This is a genomic window from Streptomyces sp. NPDC092045 (assembly GCF_044756005.1).
Lineage (GTDB): Bacteria > Actinomycetota > Actinomycetes > Streptomycetales > Streptomycetaceae > Streptomyces.
On record NZ_JBIVSC010000003.1, the window covers coordinates 477,884 to 494,329 of the forward strand.

Here is a 16,446-nt window from a genome sequence, read left to right on the forward strand (position 1 = left end):
CCGCCAGCGGGGCACACGGCTCAGGTCTGGACGAGCGGCTCGTACGCCTCGGGGCGGAGGCCGAAGGTCCAGGCGACGCCCTCCCGCGCGGTCCGGGTCGCGGGCGGCACGCGCAGCCAGTACGTGCGGTGGGTGCCGTCCGGCTCGGGCGTGGAGTTGACGACCTCGACCATGGCCACGTCCTCGTCGTCGTCCAGCGCGATCCGCCACAGGGCACCCGTCTCGTCGCGGTGCTCGTGCCGGGCCCCGGAGACGGCGAGGTAGCGGTCGTAGCCGTAGTGCTCGAACATCACGCGCCGCAGCTCGGCGTTCTCCTCCTCGCGTATCCGCTCGGGGGTGAGGTCCTCCAGGCCGGCCAGGAAGGCGGCGGAGACCGTCATGCCGCGCCAGGCGTGGAGGGCGAACCCGTCGGGGTAGGCGAGCGCCGGTCCGTCGCCCCGGTCGAGGCGCCCCGCCTCGTCGCGGTGGAGCTCGACGGGCCGCTCGCAGACCACGGCGACGTTCTCGTACGGCCACCACCAGCCCGCGTGCGCGGCGACGGCGGCGAGTCCCGCCAGGCGCTCGCCGTGTCCGTCGAAGGCGGCGAGCCAGGCGGCGTCGTGCTGGCCGAGGACGGCGTCGAGCAGCACCAGGCGGGCCCCGCCCGGGCCGCCGGCGCCCTCCGCCGCCGCGCGGGCCTCCGTCACCGCGGTCCGTATCCGGTCCGCGAGGGCCCGGTTGAGGTCCCAGAGCGCCGCCCCCGTCGCCTGCCAGTGGGTCGCCCAGCCCGCCGGGCCGAGCGCGTCGTGGAGGCGGCGGCGCTCCTCGGCCCACGGCCGGGTGCGCACCTCCTCCCGCACCGACCGGCCCCGGTCCGCCAGGCCGTCCAGGAGCGCGACGGCGGCGAGCGGCGAGTCCGCCCAGAGGACGCGCTCCGGCTCTGCGAGGCCCGCCGTGCGGTAGGCGAGCCGGACGCCGGCCTCGGCGGCGGCGCGGTCGGCGGGGCCGGTGGCCGCGGCGACGGCCCGCCACTTGTCCTGCGCGGTGGTGCGGTTCATGTCTCGGTGTCCCCCGGGTTCCTCAGGTCGACGGGTCGGTGTGTCGGTGAAGCTCTGCGCCGGTGCGTCGGTGGACCGGCGCGCCAGTGGATCGGCGGACCGGCGGACCGGCGGATCGGTATTTCGGCTGGTCGACCGATCGACCGGTCGACAGCCCGCCGTGTCAGTCCGCGACGATCCGGTACGCGCCGGGCACGTACTCCCGCTGGCGCACCACCCGGTACCAGCCCTTCGGCAGCGGGATCGGGGCGTGCTCCTCGTGCACCACCCGGCCGCCCTCGGGCAGTTCGAGCAGGAAGGGGCCGTGGGGTCCCGGCTCCCGCACGAGCCGGCCGGGGCCGGGGATCGCGTGGGCGTGTCCGGTGACCTCGCCGAAGGCGAGGACGAGACGGCCCCGGGCGTCCCTCGGCTCCCCCGCCGCCGTCCTCGCGCGCTCCGGAACGGCCGTCTCGTCGACGGACGCGATCAGCACGTCTCCCTGCCGGTACATGGCTGTCCCCTCCCCGTTCGGCGCGGTCGGCCGAACACGGGAACGACGCTAGGGGCCGGCACTGACAATCGGCCCCGGACCCACGGGGCCCGGCCCCGTACCGCACCCGGCGCGGGCCCCTGTCGGTGCCGCTTGGTAGAACTCAGGGGTTCAGCGACACACGCCGTCCGTCCTCTGGAGCACCGTCATGACCATCGGCCACCACCTGCAGGAGTTCCACGGCCTTCCCGTCTTCGAGTTCCCGGACGCCGCCGCGCCGGTCGAACTGCCCGACGCGGCCGGGGTCGCCTGGCGGATCTCCGCGCCGACGTACTCCGACCCCGGGGACGAGGACTGGGGCACGCGCTTCGAGCGGTTCCTGAAGGCGGTCGACGCCCCGCGGGTGCGCGCGCTCGTCGTCGGCGGCTGGGACGAGCCGTACGAGACCTCGTCGGCCGGCGTCGTCGCCGCCCTGATGGGCGCCAACAACCGGCTCACCGGCCTGGAGGCGGTCTTCCTCGGCGACATGACCTTCGAGGACTGCGAGATCTCGTGGATCGTGCAGTCCGACGTGACGCCGCTGCTCGCCGCCTATCCGGCGCTGCGCGAGCTGGGCGTGCGCGGCGGCACCGACCTGGTCTTCCCGTCGGTCCGGCACGCCGCCCTGGAGACCCTGGTGGTGGAGACCGGCGGCCTCGGCGCCGAGGTCGTGCGCGGGATCGTCGGCAGCGACCTGCCCGCCCTGGAGAACCTGGAACTCTGGCTCGGCACCGACGAGTACGGCGGCGACAGCACCCCCGAGGACCTGGCGCCGCTGCTCGCCGGCACGTCCTTCCCCGCCCTGCGCCACCTGGGCCTGCGCAACAGCGTGATCGAGGACGCGGTCGCCGCGGCCGTGGCGGGCGCGCCCGTCGTGGCCCGGATCGAGCGGCTGGACCTGTCCATGGGCGTGCTCACCGACGAGGGCGCGACGGCCCTGCTCGACGGACAGCCCCTGACCCACCTGTCGTACCTCGACCTCTCGCACCACTACCTCTCGGAGCCGATGCGGGAGCGGCTGCGGGCCGCGCTCGTCCCGCACGGCGTGACCGTGGTCCTGGACGACGCCCAGGCGGGAGAGGACGACGGCGACGGCGAGGTCCACCGGTACGTCGCGGTCGCCGAATGACCTCCGGCCCGCGCCCCGTGGTCGTCGGCGTTCCGGCGGGCCGCCGCGTCGCGTTCTTCCAGGACGCGCTGCGGTCCGCCGGGCTGCCCGGGGCACGGGTCGTGTCCTGGCCGGACGTGCTGCGGGGCCGGGCCCGGTTCGCGGCGGGCGAGACCGTGCGCCTGGACTCGCCCGGCGAGGAGCCGGAGGCCGACCGGCTGCTGCGCGGGGTCGACGACCCGGCCCGGGTCGAGGGCACCGGCCGCTGGTACCGGCGGTTCACCGCCGCCGTGGCGGACCTCGCCCGGCACGTCGAGGAGGCGGGGGCGGTCCTCGTCGACGACCCCGCCGAGCTCCCGGTCCTGTTCGACAAGCGGCTGACCCACGGCCGGCTGCGGGCGGCCGGCGTGCCGGTGCCCGAGTCGCCGACCTCCGGCGCCGCCGCGCCGGCCGTGCGCGGCTGGGCGGACGTCCGGGCGCTGACGGCCGGGGCGGGGATGCGCCGGGTGTTCGTGAAGCTCGCGCACGGCTCCTCCGCCTCGGGGGTGCTCGCGGTGGAGACGAACGGCGCGGGCCGCTTCCAGGCCACCACCTCGGTGGAGCGCGGGCCGGACGGGCGTCTCTTCAACTCCCTGCGGGTGCGGCGCTACACGAGCGAGCGCGAGGTCGCCGCGATCGTGGACGCCCTGGCCCCCGACGGCCTGCACGTCGAGCGGTGGCTGCCGAAGGCCACCCAGGACGGGCGGGCCGCCGACCTGCGGGTGGTGGTGGTCGACGGGCGGGCCACCCACGCGGTGCTCCGCACCAGCCGCTCCCCCATGACCAATCTGCACCTGGGCGGGGCCCGGGGCGACCTGGACGCGGCCCGGGCCGCGATCGCCGCCGCCGGCGCGCGGTGGACGGACGCGCTGGAGGTGTGCGAGCGGGCCGCCGCCGCGTTCCCCGGCACCCGGTGCGTGGGCGTCGACCTGCTGCCCGCGTCCGGCTGGCGCCGCTTCTCCGTGGGCGAGGTCAACGCCTTCGGCGACCTGCTGCCCCGGCTCACGGGTCTGCCCGGCGGCGGGGCCGAGGGCCTCGACACCTACGGGGCCCAGGTGGCCGCGCTGTTCCCCCGTGCCGCACGCGCCCCACGTACGACGAGAACCACCCGCACCACAGGAACGAGCACCGCGTGAACCAGCCCGACATGAACGCGATCGTCGGCAGCCACGACCTGCTCCTGGTCACCCTCGACACGCTCCGGTACGACGTGGCCGCCGAGCTGGCGGCCGAGGGCCGCATCCCGAACCTGGCCCGGCACCTGCCCGGCGGCGCCTGGGAGCGGCGGCACGCGCCGGGGAGCTTCACCTACGCCTCCCACCAGGCGATCTTCGCCGGTTTCCTGCCGACCCCCGCCGCGCAGGGGCCCCATCCCCGGCTGTTCGCGGCCCGGTTCGCGGGGAGCGAGTCGACCGCCGACGGCACCTGGGTCCACGACACCCCGGACTTCGTCTCCGCCCTCGCGGCCGAGGGGTACCGGACGGTCTGCGTCGGCGGGGTGGGCTTCTTCAACGGACGGCCGCCGCTCGGCTCCGTGCTCCCCGGGCTCTTCCGGGAGAGCCACTGGGAGCCCTCCTTCGGCGTCGCGTCCCCGACCTCGTTCGAGTCCCAGGTCGAGCGCGCCGAGGAGGTCGTGGCCGGACTCCCGCGCGAGGAGCGGCTGTTCCTCTTCGTCAACGTGTCGGCGCTGCACCAGCCCAACTGGTTCCACCTGCCGGGGGCGACCCGCGAGGCGGGCGACTCCCGGGAGACGCACGCGGCGGCCCTGGAGTACGTCGACCGGCACATCGGGCGGCTCTTCGCCGCGATGGGCTCCCGGCGCCCCTGTTTCGCGATCGTCTGCTCCGACCACGGCACCGCGTACGGGGAGGACGGCTTCACCGGTCACCGGCTCGGCCACGAGGTCGTGTGGACGGTGCCGTACGCGCAGTTCGTCCTGCCGGGCCCGGACGGGGAGGCCGCCGCGTGAAGACCACCGACCACGCCCCGGAAGGCCTCCGCGTGAAGACCACCGACCACGCCCCGGGAGGCCGCCGCGTGAGCACCCGCCCCTCCGCGCCCGCGCCCCGCCCGTACCGCAGCTACGTCTACGCCTACCCGCACAAGACCGCGTACCGGGAGCTGCCCGATCCGCCGGAGCTCGCCGCGCTCTGGGCCGGGGAGCCGAAGGACGCGCTCTCGCTCTACGCGCACGTGCCGTTCTGCGAGGTCCGCTGCGGCTTCTGCAACCTCTTCACCCGGATCGGCGCCCCCGGCGAGCTGACCACCCGCTACCTGGACGCCCTCGACCGGCAGGCGACCGCCGTGCGCGAGGCGCTCGGGGACGCGGGGCCGGTCCGGTTCGCCACGGCCGCGTTCGGCGGCGGCACGCCCACCTTCCTGACCGCCGCCGAGCTGGAGCGGCTCTGCGACATCGCGGAGCGGCGCATGGGCGCGGACCTGCGGGCGGTGCCGCTGTCCGTGGAGACCTCGCCCGCGACCGCGACCGCCGACCGGCTCGCGGTGCTCGCGGAGCGGGGCGCGACCCGGCTCAGCATCGGGGTGCAGAGCTTCGTGGAGGCCGAGGCGCGGGCGGCGGTCCGGCCGCAGCGGCGCGCGGACGTCGAGGCGGCGCTCGGCCGGATCCGGGACACCGGCGTCCCCGTGCTCAACGTCGACCTGATCTACGGGATCGACGGGCAGACCGAGGAGTCCTGGTGCCGCTCCCTGGACGCGGCCCTGGCCTGGCGTCCGGAGGAGCTGTACCTCTACCCGCTGTACGTCCGGCCGCTGACCGGTCTGGGCCGGACGCCCCCGGAGGACGACCGGGAGTGGGACGAGCGGCGGCTGCGGCTCTACCGCCGCGGCCGGGACCACCTCCTGGAGCACGGCTACGAGCAGGTGTCGATGCGGATGTTCCGGCGGGGGGACGCGGCGCCGCTCGGTCCGGACGACCACGCGTGCCAGACGGACGGGATGATCGGCCTGGGCTGCGGGGCCCGTTCGTACACCTCGGCCCTGCACTACTCCTTCGACTACGCCGTCGACATGCGGGAGATCCGCTCGATCATCGACGCCTACACGGAGACCGGCGACTTCTCGCGCGCCCGGGTGGGCCGGTGGGTCGACGCCGGGGAGGCACGCCGCCGCCATCTGCTCCAGTCGCTGCTCCAGGCGGAGGGGATGGCGGTCGCCGGGTACGAGGAGCGGTTCGGCTCCTCGCCGTTCGCGGACTTCCCCGGGGAGCTGGGCCGGTTCGAGGCGCTCGGCTGGCTGGACGGGGAGGCCCCGGCGGGGCTGCTGCGGCTCTCGCCGGAGGGCCTGGCGCACTCGGACGGGCTCGGTCCGGAGCTGTTCTCACCCGGGGTGCGGGCCGCGATGGCCGCGTACGAGCCGAAGTAGGGGGCGGCCGTGGACCTGACGCTGCTCTACCGGGGGCCGCTCTCCTCCTGCGACTACGACTGTCCCTACTGCCCCTTCGCCAAGCGCCGGGACAGCCGGGAGCGGTTGCGCGCGGACCGGGCGGCGCTCGAACGGTTCACCGGGTGGGCCGCCGCGCAGACCGGTGACCGGCTGCGGATCCTGTTCACGCCGTGGGGCGAGGGTCTGGTGCGCTCCTGGTACCGGCGGGCGCTCGTCGAGCTGTCGCGGCTGCCGCACGTCGAGCGGGTGGCGATCCAGACCAATCTGAGCTGCCGGACCGACTGGCTGGCGGACGCGGACCCGGAGCGCGTGGCGCTCTGGTGCACGTACCACCCCGGGCAGACGCCGTACGGGCGCTTCCTCGCCAAGTGCCACGACCTGGCGGAGCGGGGCGTGCGGTTCAGCGTGGGCGTGGTGGGGCTCCCGGAGCACCGGGAGCACGCGCGGCGGCTGCGGGACGCGCTGCCGCCGCACGTGTACCTGTGGGTGAACGCGGCCGAGGGGCACGCGTACACCGACGCGGAGGCCGACGGGTGGACGGAGCTCGACCCGCTCTTCCCGTACAGCCGGCATCCGCACCGCTCGGCGGGGCTGCCCTGCCGCACCGGCGAGTCGGTGATCTCGGTGGACGGCGCGGGGACGGTGCGGCGCTGCCACTTCGTCAAGGCCGAACTGGGGAACCTGTACGACGGTTCGTACCGCGCCGCCCTGCGCCCCCGCGCCTGCCCCCTCGCCGTCTGCGACTGCCACATCGGCTACGTCCACCTGGAGACGCTGCCGCTGTACGACGTGTTCGCGGGCGGGGTCCTGGAGCGGATCCCCGCCGCGCCGCCCGCTACAGGGGCATGAGGTCGCCGAGGGGCATCAGGTCGGGGCGCTTGGCCTCGACGTGGTCCCCGGAGCTCTCGCCGCGCAGCCGGCGCCCGATCCAGGGCACGAGGTACTCCCGCGCCCACTGGATGTTGTCGCGGCGCACTTCGAGGGAGCCGCGCGGCGGGACCGGCGGCCACGCCTGGTCGGGGTCGGCGGGCACCGGCAGGCCGATGACCTGGGCGGCGCGCAGGGCGACCCGGGTGTGCCCCTCGGGCGAGAGGTGCAGCCGGTCACCGTCCCAGGCCCGCCGGTCCTGCACGGACTTCAGGGACCACAGGTCGAGGACCGGGCAGCCGTGGCGGTCCGCGATGGCGCGGACGTGCGCGGTGTAGGTGGCGATCTTGCCGCGCAGGTGCCGGAGCACGGGGACGTCGCGGGTGTCGAAGCCGGTGGTCACCATGACGGTCCCGACGGCGGAGGTCAGTTCGGCGACGGCGCGCTCGAAGCGCTCGGCCACGTCGTCCGGGTCGGTGCCGGGGCGGATGATGTCGTTGCCGCCCGCGCAGAAGGTCACCAGGTCGGGGGCGAGTTCCTTCGCCCGGGGGACCTGTTCCGCCACGATCTGGTCGAGGAGGCGCCCGCGTACGGCCAGGTTGGCGTAGCGGAAGGCGTCGTGCTCCGGCAGCTGGTCGGCGAGCAGGACCGCGAAGCGGTCCGCCCAGCCGACGTACGTCCCGTCGGGGCCGGGGTCTCCGACGCCCTCGGTGAAGCTGTCACCGATCGCCGCGTACGACCCGAATGCGTTCTTGTCTCTTGATCTCGAATCGTCTGCCACGGGGGCACATCCTTCCCTTTCGCGTGTGACCTACGCGACCGTAAGGAGGGGTTGACGACGGGTGACATATGCCACCGATAAAGATTCCGCCAAGTCGGAATAGGCCGGCGGCCCGGCACGGATGTGCCGGGCCGCCGAAAGGGGTGTTCCGGAGAGCGTCAGACGGAGACGCCGTGCTGGCGCAGGTAGGCCAGCGGGTCCACGTCCGAGCCGTAGCTCGGCGTGGTGCGGATCTCGAAGTGCAGGTGCGGACCGGTGGAGTTGCCGGTGGAGCCGGAGAGGCCGATCTGCTGCCCGCCGTCGACGCTCTGTCCGGCCGAGACCGAGAGGGAGGAGAGGTGGGCGTACTGCGAGTAGTTGCCGTCCGCGTGCTTGATGACGACCTCGTTGCCGTACGAGCCGCTCCAGCCGGCGGAGACGACCGTGCCGACGCCGACGGCGCGGACGGTGGTGCCGGAGGAGGCGATGAAGTCGACGCCGGTGTGGTAGCCGGAGGACCACATGGAGCCGGAGGCGCGGTACGGGGTGGAGAAGCCGCCGGTGACGGGGGCGACCCAGCCGGAGGAGGAGGCGGTGGAACCGGTGGGGGACGAGGAGCCGGTGGAGCGCTCCGCGGCCTTCGGGGCGGCGGCCGGGGCGGCGGCGCGGCGGTTCTCGCGGGAGGCGCGGGGGGCGTCGTCGCCGTTCTTGCCGGACTCCTGGGCGCCGTGGGTGCTCTTCGGGCCGGCGGGGGCGGAGCCCTTGGCGCCGATGGTGAGCTTCATGCCGGGCAGGATGAGCGAGGGGTCCGCGCCGATGGTCCGGCGGTTGTCCTCGTACACCTTCTGCCAGCCGCCCGCGAGGTGGTGGTCGGAGGCGATCTTCGACAGGTGGTCGCCGGGGACGACGGAGTACGTCCGGGGTCCGGTCTCGGCGGCGGCCTTCGCGGGGGCGGCCTTCGCCACGACGGCGTGCGCGGTGACGGCGGACCGGACGGAGGCGGGGGCCGGGGCGGCCTGCTCGGCGGCGTGGGCCCCCGTGGCGCCGAGGAGCGGGAGGGCGACGACGGCGCCTCCCGTACCGGCGGCGGCGAAACCGCGGGTGAGGGGGTTGTTCTTGGGACGGCGGTGCTTACCCTTCGCGGGCATGGCGAATCCTCTCCGGCGCCTGCGAGGTGAGCTGTCGGGTTCGGACTGGAGATGCCCGGCCGCGCTTGCGCGCGGCTTCACCCCGAGCCGTCCTGTGTCGCGGGACCGGCGTACTTCCTGGGTCCCCCGCTCCTGCCACGCATGGGATGGGTGGAATTCCGGACGGTGGCAGGATTCGGCGGTCCGACCGGATTGAGCGTGACGCTAGACGAGCGGGGTCGGCGCGAACAAGCCGCCGTTTTGCCCCGGCATTCCGCTCTAGATCGTTCCGCCGGAATTCCGGTCACCCTCCGTGGACGACGCTCCTCCGACTCCCTTTTCCCGTACGGAAATCGCGCCGGACTCCCGGCCACGATCCGTCACTTCTATGACCCTGCTCACGCGCCGAATCCCATCTCGCCTGCAAACAGGGCGCGTTATACGCAATGACCCAATAGGGGCGCGGCATGCGCAATACCTCAATTGGGACAGATCGCTCATTCCCGTCCGAGGGGGTGCGCCGCACCCCTCCCGTCTGGATGATTGCCCCAGGAACCGATTCGCGTCGGGCATCCGAACACCGACTTTCCAGGAGCATCCGTGACGCAGCAGCTGCCGCAGGTCCCGCCCGTAGAAGCCGACGAGCCCGAGCTGACGGAGGTCCGCAACTTCCGGGACGTGGGCGGCCTGCCGACGACGGACGGGCGCGCGGTCCGCCCCGGCCGCCTCTTCCGCAGCGGCCACCTCGCCCACGCCACCGAGGACGACGCCGCCTTCCTCGCCGGGCTCGGGCTGCACACGGTCTTCGACTTCCGCAACGAGGCCGACCGGCGGATCGAGGGCCCGGACGTCGAGCTGCCCGGCGTGCGGAACGTGAACATACCCCTCAACGACCCGGCCGACGGCAAGGAGTTCTGGAAGCTGGTGCGCGACGGCGACACCGCGCAGCTCAGGGAGATCCTCGGCGACGGCAGGGCGGCGGCCCGGATGTCCGACTCGTACCGGCGGATGGTGGTCGAGCGGACGGCGGAGCACAGCCGGATCCTGCACTCCATGGCGGAGGAGAGCGTCCCGGCCCTGATGCACTGCGCGGCGGGCAAGGACCGCGCCGGGCTCGCCGTCGCGATCACCCTGCTCGCCGTCGGGGTCGAGCGGACGGCGATCGAGGCCGACTACGTGAAGTCGAACGAGCCGCACCGCCGCTACAAGGTGCGCCGCAGCTCCACCGCCCCGGACGCCATGGGGCCCGAGGTGATGGAGCTGCTGGCCCCGCTCTTCGACGCGCGGGCGGAGTACCTGCGGGCCGCCTTCGAGACGATCGAGACGACCTGGGGCTCGGTGGACGCCTACTTCTCCGAAGGCCTCGCACTGTCCCCGGAGACCCGCGAGCGGCTGCGGGAGCGCCTGCTCACCGGGGCGTAGGAAGCGGGCGGCGCCCGCTCGGCGTCACTTCGCGCCCATCGCGAAGAGCAGGTAGAGGAAGCCGGCGAAGAGGTGACCGGCGATCAGGTAGGCGAAGAGGCGGAGCACCAGCCCCTTGGGGAACTTGCCCTCCCCGCGCTCCTCGCCGGTGACGGATGAAGACTTCTCGGACATGTCGGCCCTTTCCTGAAGAATCGTCACGGAAGAATCGTTCCGGCGGTCAGCGCCGGTGCGGGGTCCCGTCACCGAGGCACAGCTCGGCGACGGGGCTCTGCATCAGGGTGTGGACGAAGAGCAGCTCGGCCCCGCCGGGGGTGGCGGCGCCGATCCGGTGCGGGGTGAGCGAGTCGAAGTGCGCGCCGTCCCCGGGATCGAGGACGTGGACCGCCTCGCCGAGCGCGAGCCGCACCCGGCCCTCCAGGACGTGGATCCACTCCTCGCCGGGGTGGACGCGCACGATGTCGGCCCGGGTGGCGTACGGCACGTGCACCCGCAGGCACTGGAGGGCGCGCCCGGCGCCGCCCGCCTGGCGGTAGATCCAGCCGTCGGCCTCGACGGGCTCGGAGCGGTCGGCCCGGACCACGGGATCGCGCTCGGGGGGCGCCTCTCCCAGGAGCTCGGAGACCGTCGTACCGTAGATGCGGGACAGGGCGAGCAGCATCGGCAGCGAGGGCTGCCGGTTCCCCGTCTCCAGGCGCGAGAGGTGGGCCGGCGAGAGGCCGGCCCGCCGGGCGGCGGCCTCCAGGGTGAGCCCCCGGCGGCGGCGCTGGGCCCGCAGCTGCGGGGCGACGTCGGGCAGGGCGCCGGAGTCGGCGTGGTCCGGGGAGGGCGCCCCGGGGACGTGGTCCATGCGTCCATTCCGCCAGAATCGTGCCTCCGAGGCAAATTTCTTGCCCCGGAGGCAAACCCGGAAGGGCGGTCCGCGCCGGGGACCGCCCCGCGTCAGCGCTGGGCGACCGCCTGCCTGACCAGGGTCTTCCCGAAGTCCCACATCAGCCCGCCGCCCCCGTGGGCCTCGTCCATGACGGCCGTGAAGGCGGTGACGAACCGGTCCACGTCCGCCTCGTCGACGACGAGCGGCGGAATCAGCTTGATCACCTCCAGGTGGTCCCCGGAGACCTGGGTGAGGATCCTGTGCCGCTGGAGCAGCGGAACGACGACCATCTGGGCGAAGAGGCCCTTGCGGGCCGCCTGGAGCATCGTCCAGCGGCCGCGCAGTCCGAGCGAGGACGGCCGGCCGAACTCGATGCCGATCATCAGCCCTCGCCCGCGGATCTCGTGCAGCAGCTCGTACCGGGGCACCAGCTCCTTCAGGCGGCCGGAGAGCAGGTCGCCGATCCGGCGCGCGCGGGCGACCGTGCCCTCGTCCTCCATCACCGAGAGGACGGCGAGCCCGGCGGCCATGGCCTGCGCGTTCGAGCCGAAGCTCGCGGAGTGGACCAGGACCCGGTCCATCGACGAGTAGACCTTCTTGAAGATCCAGTCCTTGCCGAGGGTGGCGCCGACCGGCACGTAGCCGCCGGAGAGCGCCTTCGCGACGCAGACGAGGTCCGGCTCGACGCCCTCCTCGTGCTGGTACGCGTAGAAGTCGCCGGTCCTGCCGAGACCGGTCTGCACCTCGTCCGCGATCAGCAGGGCGCCGTGCCGGCGCAGCAGCTCCTGGGCGGCGCGCAGGAAGCCCGGCGGGGCCGCGTGGACGCCCTTGCCCTGGACCGGCTCCACGACGAAGCCGGCCACGTCCCCCTTCCGCAGCTCCCGCTCCAGGGCGTCGAGGTCGCCGAGGGCGATCGCGGTGTCCGGCAGGAGCGGGGCGAAGCCGTCCCGGAAGCCCCGCTCGCCGTTGACGGAGAGGGATCCGGTGGTGAGCCCGTGGAAGGCGTGGGCGCAGTAGACGATCCTGGGCTGCCCGGTGGCGTACCGGGCGAACTTCAGGGCGGTCTCCACGGCCTCGGTGCCGCTGTTGCCGAAGAAGACCCGGTCGAGGTGGGGGCTGTGGGCCAGCAGCCGCTCGGCGAGGAGGCCGGGCAGCGGCTGGCAGTCGAAGCGGGTGAGGTCGGCGAGGTCGGCGTCCAGGACGTCGTGGAGGGCCTGCCGGACGACGGGGTGGTGCCGTCCGAGGCCCATCACGCCGAAGCCGGCGAGCATGTCCAGGTAGTCGTTCCCGTCGGCGTCCCAGAAGTGGGCGCCCTCGGCCCGCTCGTACACCTTGTCGAAGCCGATGGTGCGGAGCATGCGCGGCAGCTGGGGGTTGAGGTACCGGTCGTGCAGCTCGTACCGCTCGCCGCCGCGCCCGGCGAGCAGCGCCCGCAGGTCGAACCCGCCGCCGGTCACGCGCCGCTCACCTGCTGTTCCCGGAGGCGGTCTCCCGGACCGCGCGCAGGGACTCCTTGAGGGAGCCCATGGTGGCGAGGACGGCGGTGGGCTCGTAGCCGCAGTGCGCCATGCAGTTGGCGCAGCGCGGGTCCTTGCCGCGGCCGTACTTCTCCCAGTCGGTCTCCTCGACGAGCTCGCGGTACGTGGGGACGTAGCCGTCGCTCATCAGGTAGCAGGGGCGCTGCCAGCCGAAGAGGGAGTAGTTCGGGATGGCCCAGGCGGTGCAGGGGAAGTCGGCCTTGCCCTCCAGGAAGTCCAGGAAGAGCGGCGAGTGGTTCAGCCGCCAGCGGCGCCGGTTCCCGCCGGCGAACGCCTTCTTGAAGAGCTCCCGGGTCTGCTCGACGCCGAGGAAGTGCTCCTGGTCGGGGGCCTTCTCGTAGGCGTAGGCGGGTGAGATCATCATCTCGTCGACCTGGAGGTCGTCGTTGAGGTAGTCGAGCACCTCGATGATGGTCTGCGGGGTGTCGGTGTTGAAGAAGGTCGAGTTGGTGGTGACCCGGAAGCCGCGCCGCTTGGCCTCCTTGATCGCCGCCACCGCCTCGTCGAACACGCCCTCCTTGGCCACGGACTCGTCGTGGCGCTCGCGCAGCCCGTCGATGTGCACGGCGAAGGCGAAGTACGGGGAGGGGGTGAAGTTCTCCAGCTTCTTGCGGAGCAGCATCGCGTTGGTGCAGAGGAAGACGTACTTCTTCCTCGCCACCAACTGCCGGACGATCTCGTGGATCTGAGGGTGCATCAGGGGCTCGCCGCCCGCGATGGACACCATGGGGGCGCCGGACTCCAGGACCGCGCCGACCGCCTGGGCGACCGGCATGCGCTGCTTGAGGACACCCGCCGGGTGCTGGATCTTTCCGCAGCCCTCGCACTTGAGGTTGCAGGCGAAGAGCGGTTCGAGCTCGACGATCAGCGGGAACTTGTCGCGCTTGCGGAGCTTCTGTTCGAAGAGGTAGGTCCCGACCCGGACGGACTGGCGGAGCGGCATGGCCATAACTCGCTCACCTCCTGGGGAGCAGCAAAGAACGGTGCCATTCGTAGAAAGCGGGAAGCACGGAACGAAGGACGCGAAAGGCCGATATTCCCCCGCGTACCGTCCCAATGCGGACCAGCTCATGTTCTGGAGCGTCCACGACCACCCGGACGGCCGCAACCGGACGCGCGCCCGGCCCCTCCCCGAAGGCCCCGGCGGCCCGCGCGGTCCGCAGGGTCGCGGCGGACTCCATGTCGACGGCGATCGCCCCGGTGCCGCGCAGCGCGGCCCGCTCGGGGCCCCGCACCACGTGGTCGGAGCCGCTCAGCGGACCGACGTGCACGGACCGCCCCGGCACCGCCTTGACCAGGGCCTTCACCAGCAGGTCCGTGCCGGTGCACGAGGTGGAGCCGTCGGGTCCGCGGGTCTCGTCGGCGACGATCAGGTCCCCGGGGTGCATGCCCGGGGCGAGCCCCGCGCAGAACCCGGAGGCGATCACGGCCGCGTCCCACCGGTGCCGCTCCCCCAGCGCCCGGGAGACGGCGGCCCGGGCCCGCTCGGGGCCCATGCCCGTCCGCAGCACGGTGACCGGGCCGGGGGCGCCGCCCCGGTCGCCGCTGCGCAGGGCGAGCTGCTCGATGCCGAGCGCGCAGGCGATCAGCAGCGGCGGGGTGGCGGCGCCGGGGGCCGGCGCGCGGCCCATCAGCCCTCCCGGCGGGGCGTCGGCTCCCCGTACACGTAACGGCCGAGCGCGGTGAGGGGGAAGACCTGGCGGTAGAGGTGGTAGTTGATCGAGAAGTCCCAGGGGAAGCCGGTGCCGGTGAAGTGCGGCTCGTCCCAGGAGCCGTCCGGGAGCTGGGTCTCGACCAGCCAGGAGATCCCCCGGCGGACCGGCTCGGACTCGCGCTCGCCCGCCGCGAGCAGCGCGATCAGCGCCCACGCGGTCTGGGAGGCGGTGGAGGCTCCGCGCCCGACCCACTGCTCGTCCTGGTACGAGCGGAGGTCCTCGCCCCAGCCGCCGTCCTCGTTCTGCACGGAACCGAGCCAGGCGACGGCCCGGCGGACCGCCGGGTGGGAGGCGGGGATCCCGGCGGCGGCGAGGGCCGGGAGCACCGACCCCGTCCCGTACACGTGGTTGACGCCCCAGCGGCCGAACCAGCCGCCGTGCGGCTCCTGTTCGGCGAGCAGCCACTCGATCCCCCGCAGGGTGCGCGGGTCCCGGGCCAGGCCCTCGTGGGCCAGCATCTCCACCACGTGGGCGGTGACGTCGGCGGAGGGCGGGTCGACGACCTCGCCGAAGTCGCAGAAGGGCAGCTTGTTGGGGAAGGGGCTGGTGTTGTCGGCGTCGAAGGCGCCCCAGGCGCCGTTGCGGGACTGCATGCCGAGGGTCCAGCGCGCGCCCCGGGCGGCGGCGGCCTCGACCCGGGCGGGGTCGGGGTGCCGGACCCGGCGCAGGGCGAGCAGCACCTCGGCGGTGTCGTCGGTGTCGGGGTAGTTGTCGTTGTGGAACTCGAACGCCCAGCCGCCCGGCGGGAGTCCGGGCCGGCGCACCGCCCAGTCCCCGGTGCGGGTGATCTCCTCGTCGAGCATCCAGTCGACGGCCTTCACCAGGGCCGGGTGGTCGGGCGGGAGTCCGGCGTCGGCGAGGGCGATGGTGGCGAGGCAGGTGTCCCAGACCGGGGACTGGCAGGCCTCGACCATCCGGGAGCCGTCCTCGCGCCGGACGGCGAACCGGTCGAGGGACTCCAGACCGGCCCGCATGACGGGGTGGCCGAGGTCGTGGCCGAGGAGGTGGAGGGCGATGATCGAGTAGACGGCGGGGGGCTGGATGCCGCCCCAGCAGCCGTCGTTCTCCTGGCGCTCGACGATCCACCGCGCGGCGAGGTCCATGGCCACCCGGCGCAGCGGGCGCGGCGCCACCCGGTGGTAGAGGTGCAGCGCCTTGTCGAGCCGCTGGAAGATCCCGTCCCAGCCGGTCGCCGGGGCGAGCGGGCGGGGCGGGTTGGGGCGGGCCGGGTCGGTGTGCAGCTCGTCGAGCGGGAAGGGCGCGGGGCGGACCGGGCGCTTGGCGGAGACCACGGTGAGCGGCACGATCGTCTGGCGGGCCCAGCAGCCGAAGTCGTAGATGTTGAGCGGGAACCACTTGGGCAGGAAGAGCAGCTCGGGGGGCAGCTCGGGCAGGTCCTCCCAGCGCCACCAGCCGAAGAGGGCGAGCCAGATCCGGGTGAAGACCCGGGCGGACGCGATGCCGCCGCGGGCGCGGACCCAGGCGGAGGCGCGGGCCATGTGCGGGGCCTCGGGCAGGTCGCCGGCGAGCCGCAGGGCCACGTAGGCCTCGACGGTGGCGGAGAGTTCGCCGGGCCCGCCGTAGAAGGTGGCCCAGGCGCCGTCCTCGCGCTGCTCGCGGCGGATGTGGAGGGCCGCGGCCCGGGTGGTGTCGGGGTCGAGGATGCCCAGGAACTGGCGGAGGAGCAGGTCCTCGGCGTCCATGGTGACGTTCGTCTCCAGGTCGCCCTTCCACCAGCCCGCCGGGTCCTGGCGGGCGAGCAGGTTCTCGGCGGCCCGCGCCGCGGCCCGCGCGGCGGTCTCGTCGAGTCTTCCCGGGACGGGGTCGGCCCCCTCCGGGCGGGCTCTTCCCGGCGCGGGGGCGGTCCCCTCCGGGAGGGCGGTGTCGGTCGTCTCGCCGGCCACGGCCGTCCGGGGGCTCACGGCCCCGGCGTTTCCGTCGGTCGTCGCTGTCATGGCTTCCCCTTCGTGCAGTCTGTTTCCTTCTGCTCCTGCGGGTCTGCCGTCGGCCGGCGCCGGGTGGGGCACCGGCCGGCGACCGCGAACTCAT

Annotated in this window: 16 protein-coding genes and 1 riboswitch; of the genes, 6 read left to right on the forward strand and 10 right to left on the reverse strand. The window is 74.0% G+C overall.

What is annotated here, in order from left to right:
- Positions 1-20: 20 nt before the first annotated feature.
- Both ACIQKA_RS12260 and ACIQKA_RS12265 read right to left on the reverse strand, forming a co-directional pair.
- The gene (locus ACIQKA_RS12260; protein ID WP_402540844.1) at positions 21-1,037 is read right to left on the reverse strand and encodes a DUF6745 domain-containing protein; all 1,017 of its coding nucleotides are present in this window, start codon (positions 1,035-1,037) and stop codon (positions 21-23) included.
- Between the two features lie 163 nt (positions 1,038-1,200).
- Positions 1,201-1,527, reverse strand: coding sequence for a hypothetical protein (locus ACIQKA_RS12265; protein WP_381404517.1), 327 nt, complete (start codon positions 1,525-1,527; stop codon positions 1,201-1,203).
- Positions 1,528-1,714: 187 nt separating this feature from the next.
- Between ACIQKA_RS12265 and ACIQKA_RS12270 the strand changes: the two genes are divergently transcribed.
- The 5 genes from ACIQKA_RS12270 to ACIQKA_RS12290 all read left to right on the forward strand — a co-directional run bounded on the left by ACIQKA_RS12270 (position 1,715) and on the right by ACIQKA_RS12290 (position 6,943).
- Positions 1,715-2,674 (forward strand): STM4015 family protein, encoded by a 960-nt coding sequence (locus ACIQKA_RS12270; protein WP_383152082.1) that lies wholly within the window; start codon positions 1,715-1,717, stop codon positions 2,672-2,674.
- Positions 2,671-3,828, forward strand: a complete 1,158-nt coding sequence (locus ACIQKA_RS12275) for an STM4014 family protein (protein WP_402540845.1) — start codon at positions 2,671-2,673, stop codon at positions 3,826-3,828. Before ACIQKA_RS12270 ends, ACIQKA_RS12275 begins: the two co-directional genes overlap by 4 nt.
- Before the next feature lie 11 nt (positions 3,829-3,839).
- Positions 3,840-4,661, forward strand: coding sequence for an STM4013/SEN3800 family hydrolase (locus ACIQKA_RS12280; RefSeq protein ID WP_402540966.1), 822 nt, complete (start codon positions 3,840-3,842; stop codon positions 4,659-4,661).
- A gap of 68 nt (positions 4,662-4,729) precedes the next feature.
- Positions 4,730-6,073 (forward strand): STM4012 family radical SAM protein, encoded by a 1,344-nt coding sequence (locus ACIQKA_RS12285; RefSeq protein WP_390108561.1) that lies wholly within the window; start codon positions 4,730-4,732, stop codon positions 6,071-6,073.
- A gap of 9 nt (positions 6,074-6,082) precedes the next feature.
- Positions 6,083-6,943, forward strand: a complete 861-nt coding sequence (locus tag ACIQKA_RS12290) for an STM4011 family radical SAM protein (protein ID WP_383152085.1) — start codon at positions 6,083-6,085, stop codon at positions 6,941-6,943.
- Here the strand turns inward: ACIQKA_RS12290 and ACIQKA_RS12295 are convergent.
- Complete coding sequence (locus tag ACIQKA_RS12295; protein WP_383152086.1) at positions 6,930-7,742, reverse strand: SGNH/GDSL hydrolase family protein; 813 nt, start codon at positions 7,740-7,742, stop codon at positions 6,930-6,932. The genes ACIQKA_RS12290 and ACIQKA_RS12295 overlap by 14 nt on opposite strands.
- A gap of 158 nt (positions 7,743-7,900) precedes the next feature.
- Positions 7,901-8,869, reverse strand: coding sequence for a peptidoglycan DD-metalloendopeptidase family protein (locus ACIQKA_RS12300; RefSeq protein WP_402540846.1), 969 nt, complete (start codon positions 8,867-8,869; stop codon positions 7,901-7,903).
- A gap of 3 nt (positions 8,870-8,872) precedes the next feature.
- Positions 8,873-9,032, reverse strand: a riboswitch (cyclic di-AMP (ydaO/yuaA leader).
- 416 nt (positions 9,033-9,448) lie between these two features.
- Here ACIQKA_RS12300 and ACIQKA_RS12305 point away from each other — a divergent pair.
- Entirely contained in the window at positions 9,449-10,270 is an 822-nt protein-coding gene (locus ACIQKA_RS12305) for a tyrosine-protein phosphatase (protein ID WP_383151391.1), read from the forward strand.
- A gap of 24 nt (positions 10,271-10,294) precedes the next feature.
- On the opposite strand, the gene ACIQKA_RS12310 is transcribed toward ACIQKA_RS12305, so the two are convergent.
- The 6 genes from ACIQKA_RS12310 to shc form a co-directional block, all read right to left on the reverse strand.
- Positions 10,295-10,444 carry a DUF6126 family protein gene (locus tag ACIQKA_RS12310; protein WP_383151534.1) on the reverse strand — a complete coding sequence of 50 codons (150 nt, stop codon included), beginning with the start codon at positions 10,442-10,444 and terminating at the stop codon, positions 10,295-10,297.
- A gap of 46 nt (positions 10,445-10,490) precedes the next feature.
- Positions 10,491-11,120, reverse strand: a complete 630-nt coding sequence (locus tag ACIQKA_RS12315; RefSeq protein ID WP_383151392.1) for a helix-turn-helix domain-containing protein — start codon at positions 11,118-11,120, stop codon at positions 10,491-10,493.
- Between the two features lie 92 nt (positions 11,121-11,212).
- A complete protein-coding gene (locus tag ACIQKA_RS12320) occupies positions 11,213-12,601 on the reverse strand; it encodes an aspartate aminotransferase family protein (protein WP_402540848.1) in 1,389 nt (462 codons plus the stop codon).
- Positions 12,602-12,608: 7 nt separating this feature from the next.
- On the reverse strand, positions 12,609-13,631 hold the full coding sequence (hpnH, locus tag ACIQKA_RS12325) for an adenosyl-hopene transferase HpnH (protein ID WP_383151394.1): 1,023 nt from the start codon (positions 13,629-13,631) through the stop codon (positions 12,609-12,611).
- A gap of 7 nt (positions 13,632-13,638) precedes the next feature.
- Positions 13,639-14,313 carry a 1-hydroxy-2-methyl-2-butenyl 4-diphosphate reductase gene (locus ACIQKA_RS12330; RefSeq protein WP_386367782.1) on the reverse strand — a complete coding sequence of 225 codons (675 nt, stop codon included), beginning with the start codon at positions 14,311-14,313 and terminating at the stop codon, positions 13,639-13,641.
- Positions 14,313-16,352 (reverse strand): squalene--hopene cyclase, encoded by a 2,040-nt coding sequence (gene shc, locus ACIQKA_RS12335; RefSeq protein WP_383151396.1) that lies wholly within the window; start codon positions 16,350-16,352, stop codon positions 14,313-14,315. Before shc ends, ACIQKA_RS12330 begins: the two co-directional genes overlap by 1 nt.
- Positions 16,353-16,446 lie beyond the last annotated feature (94 nt).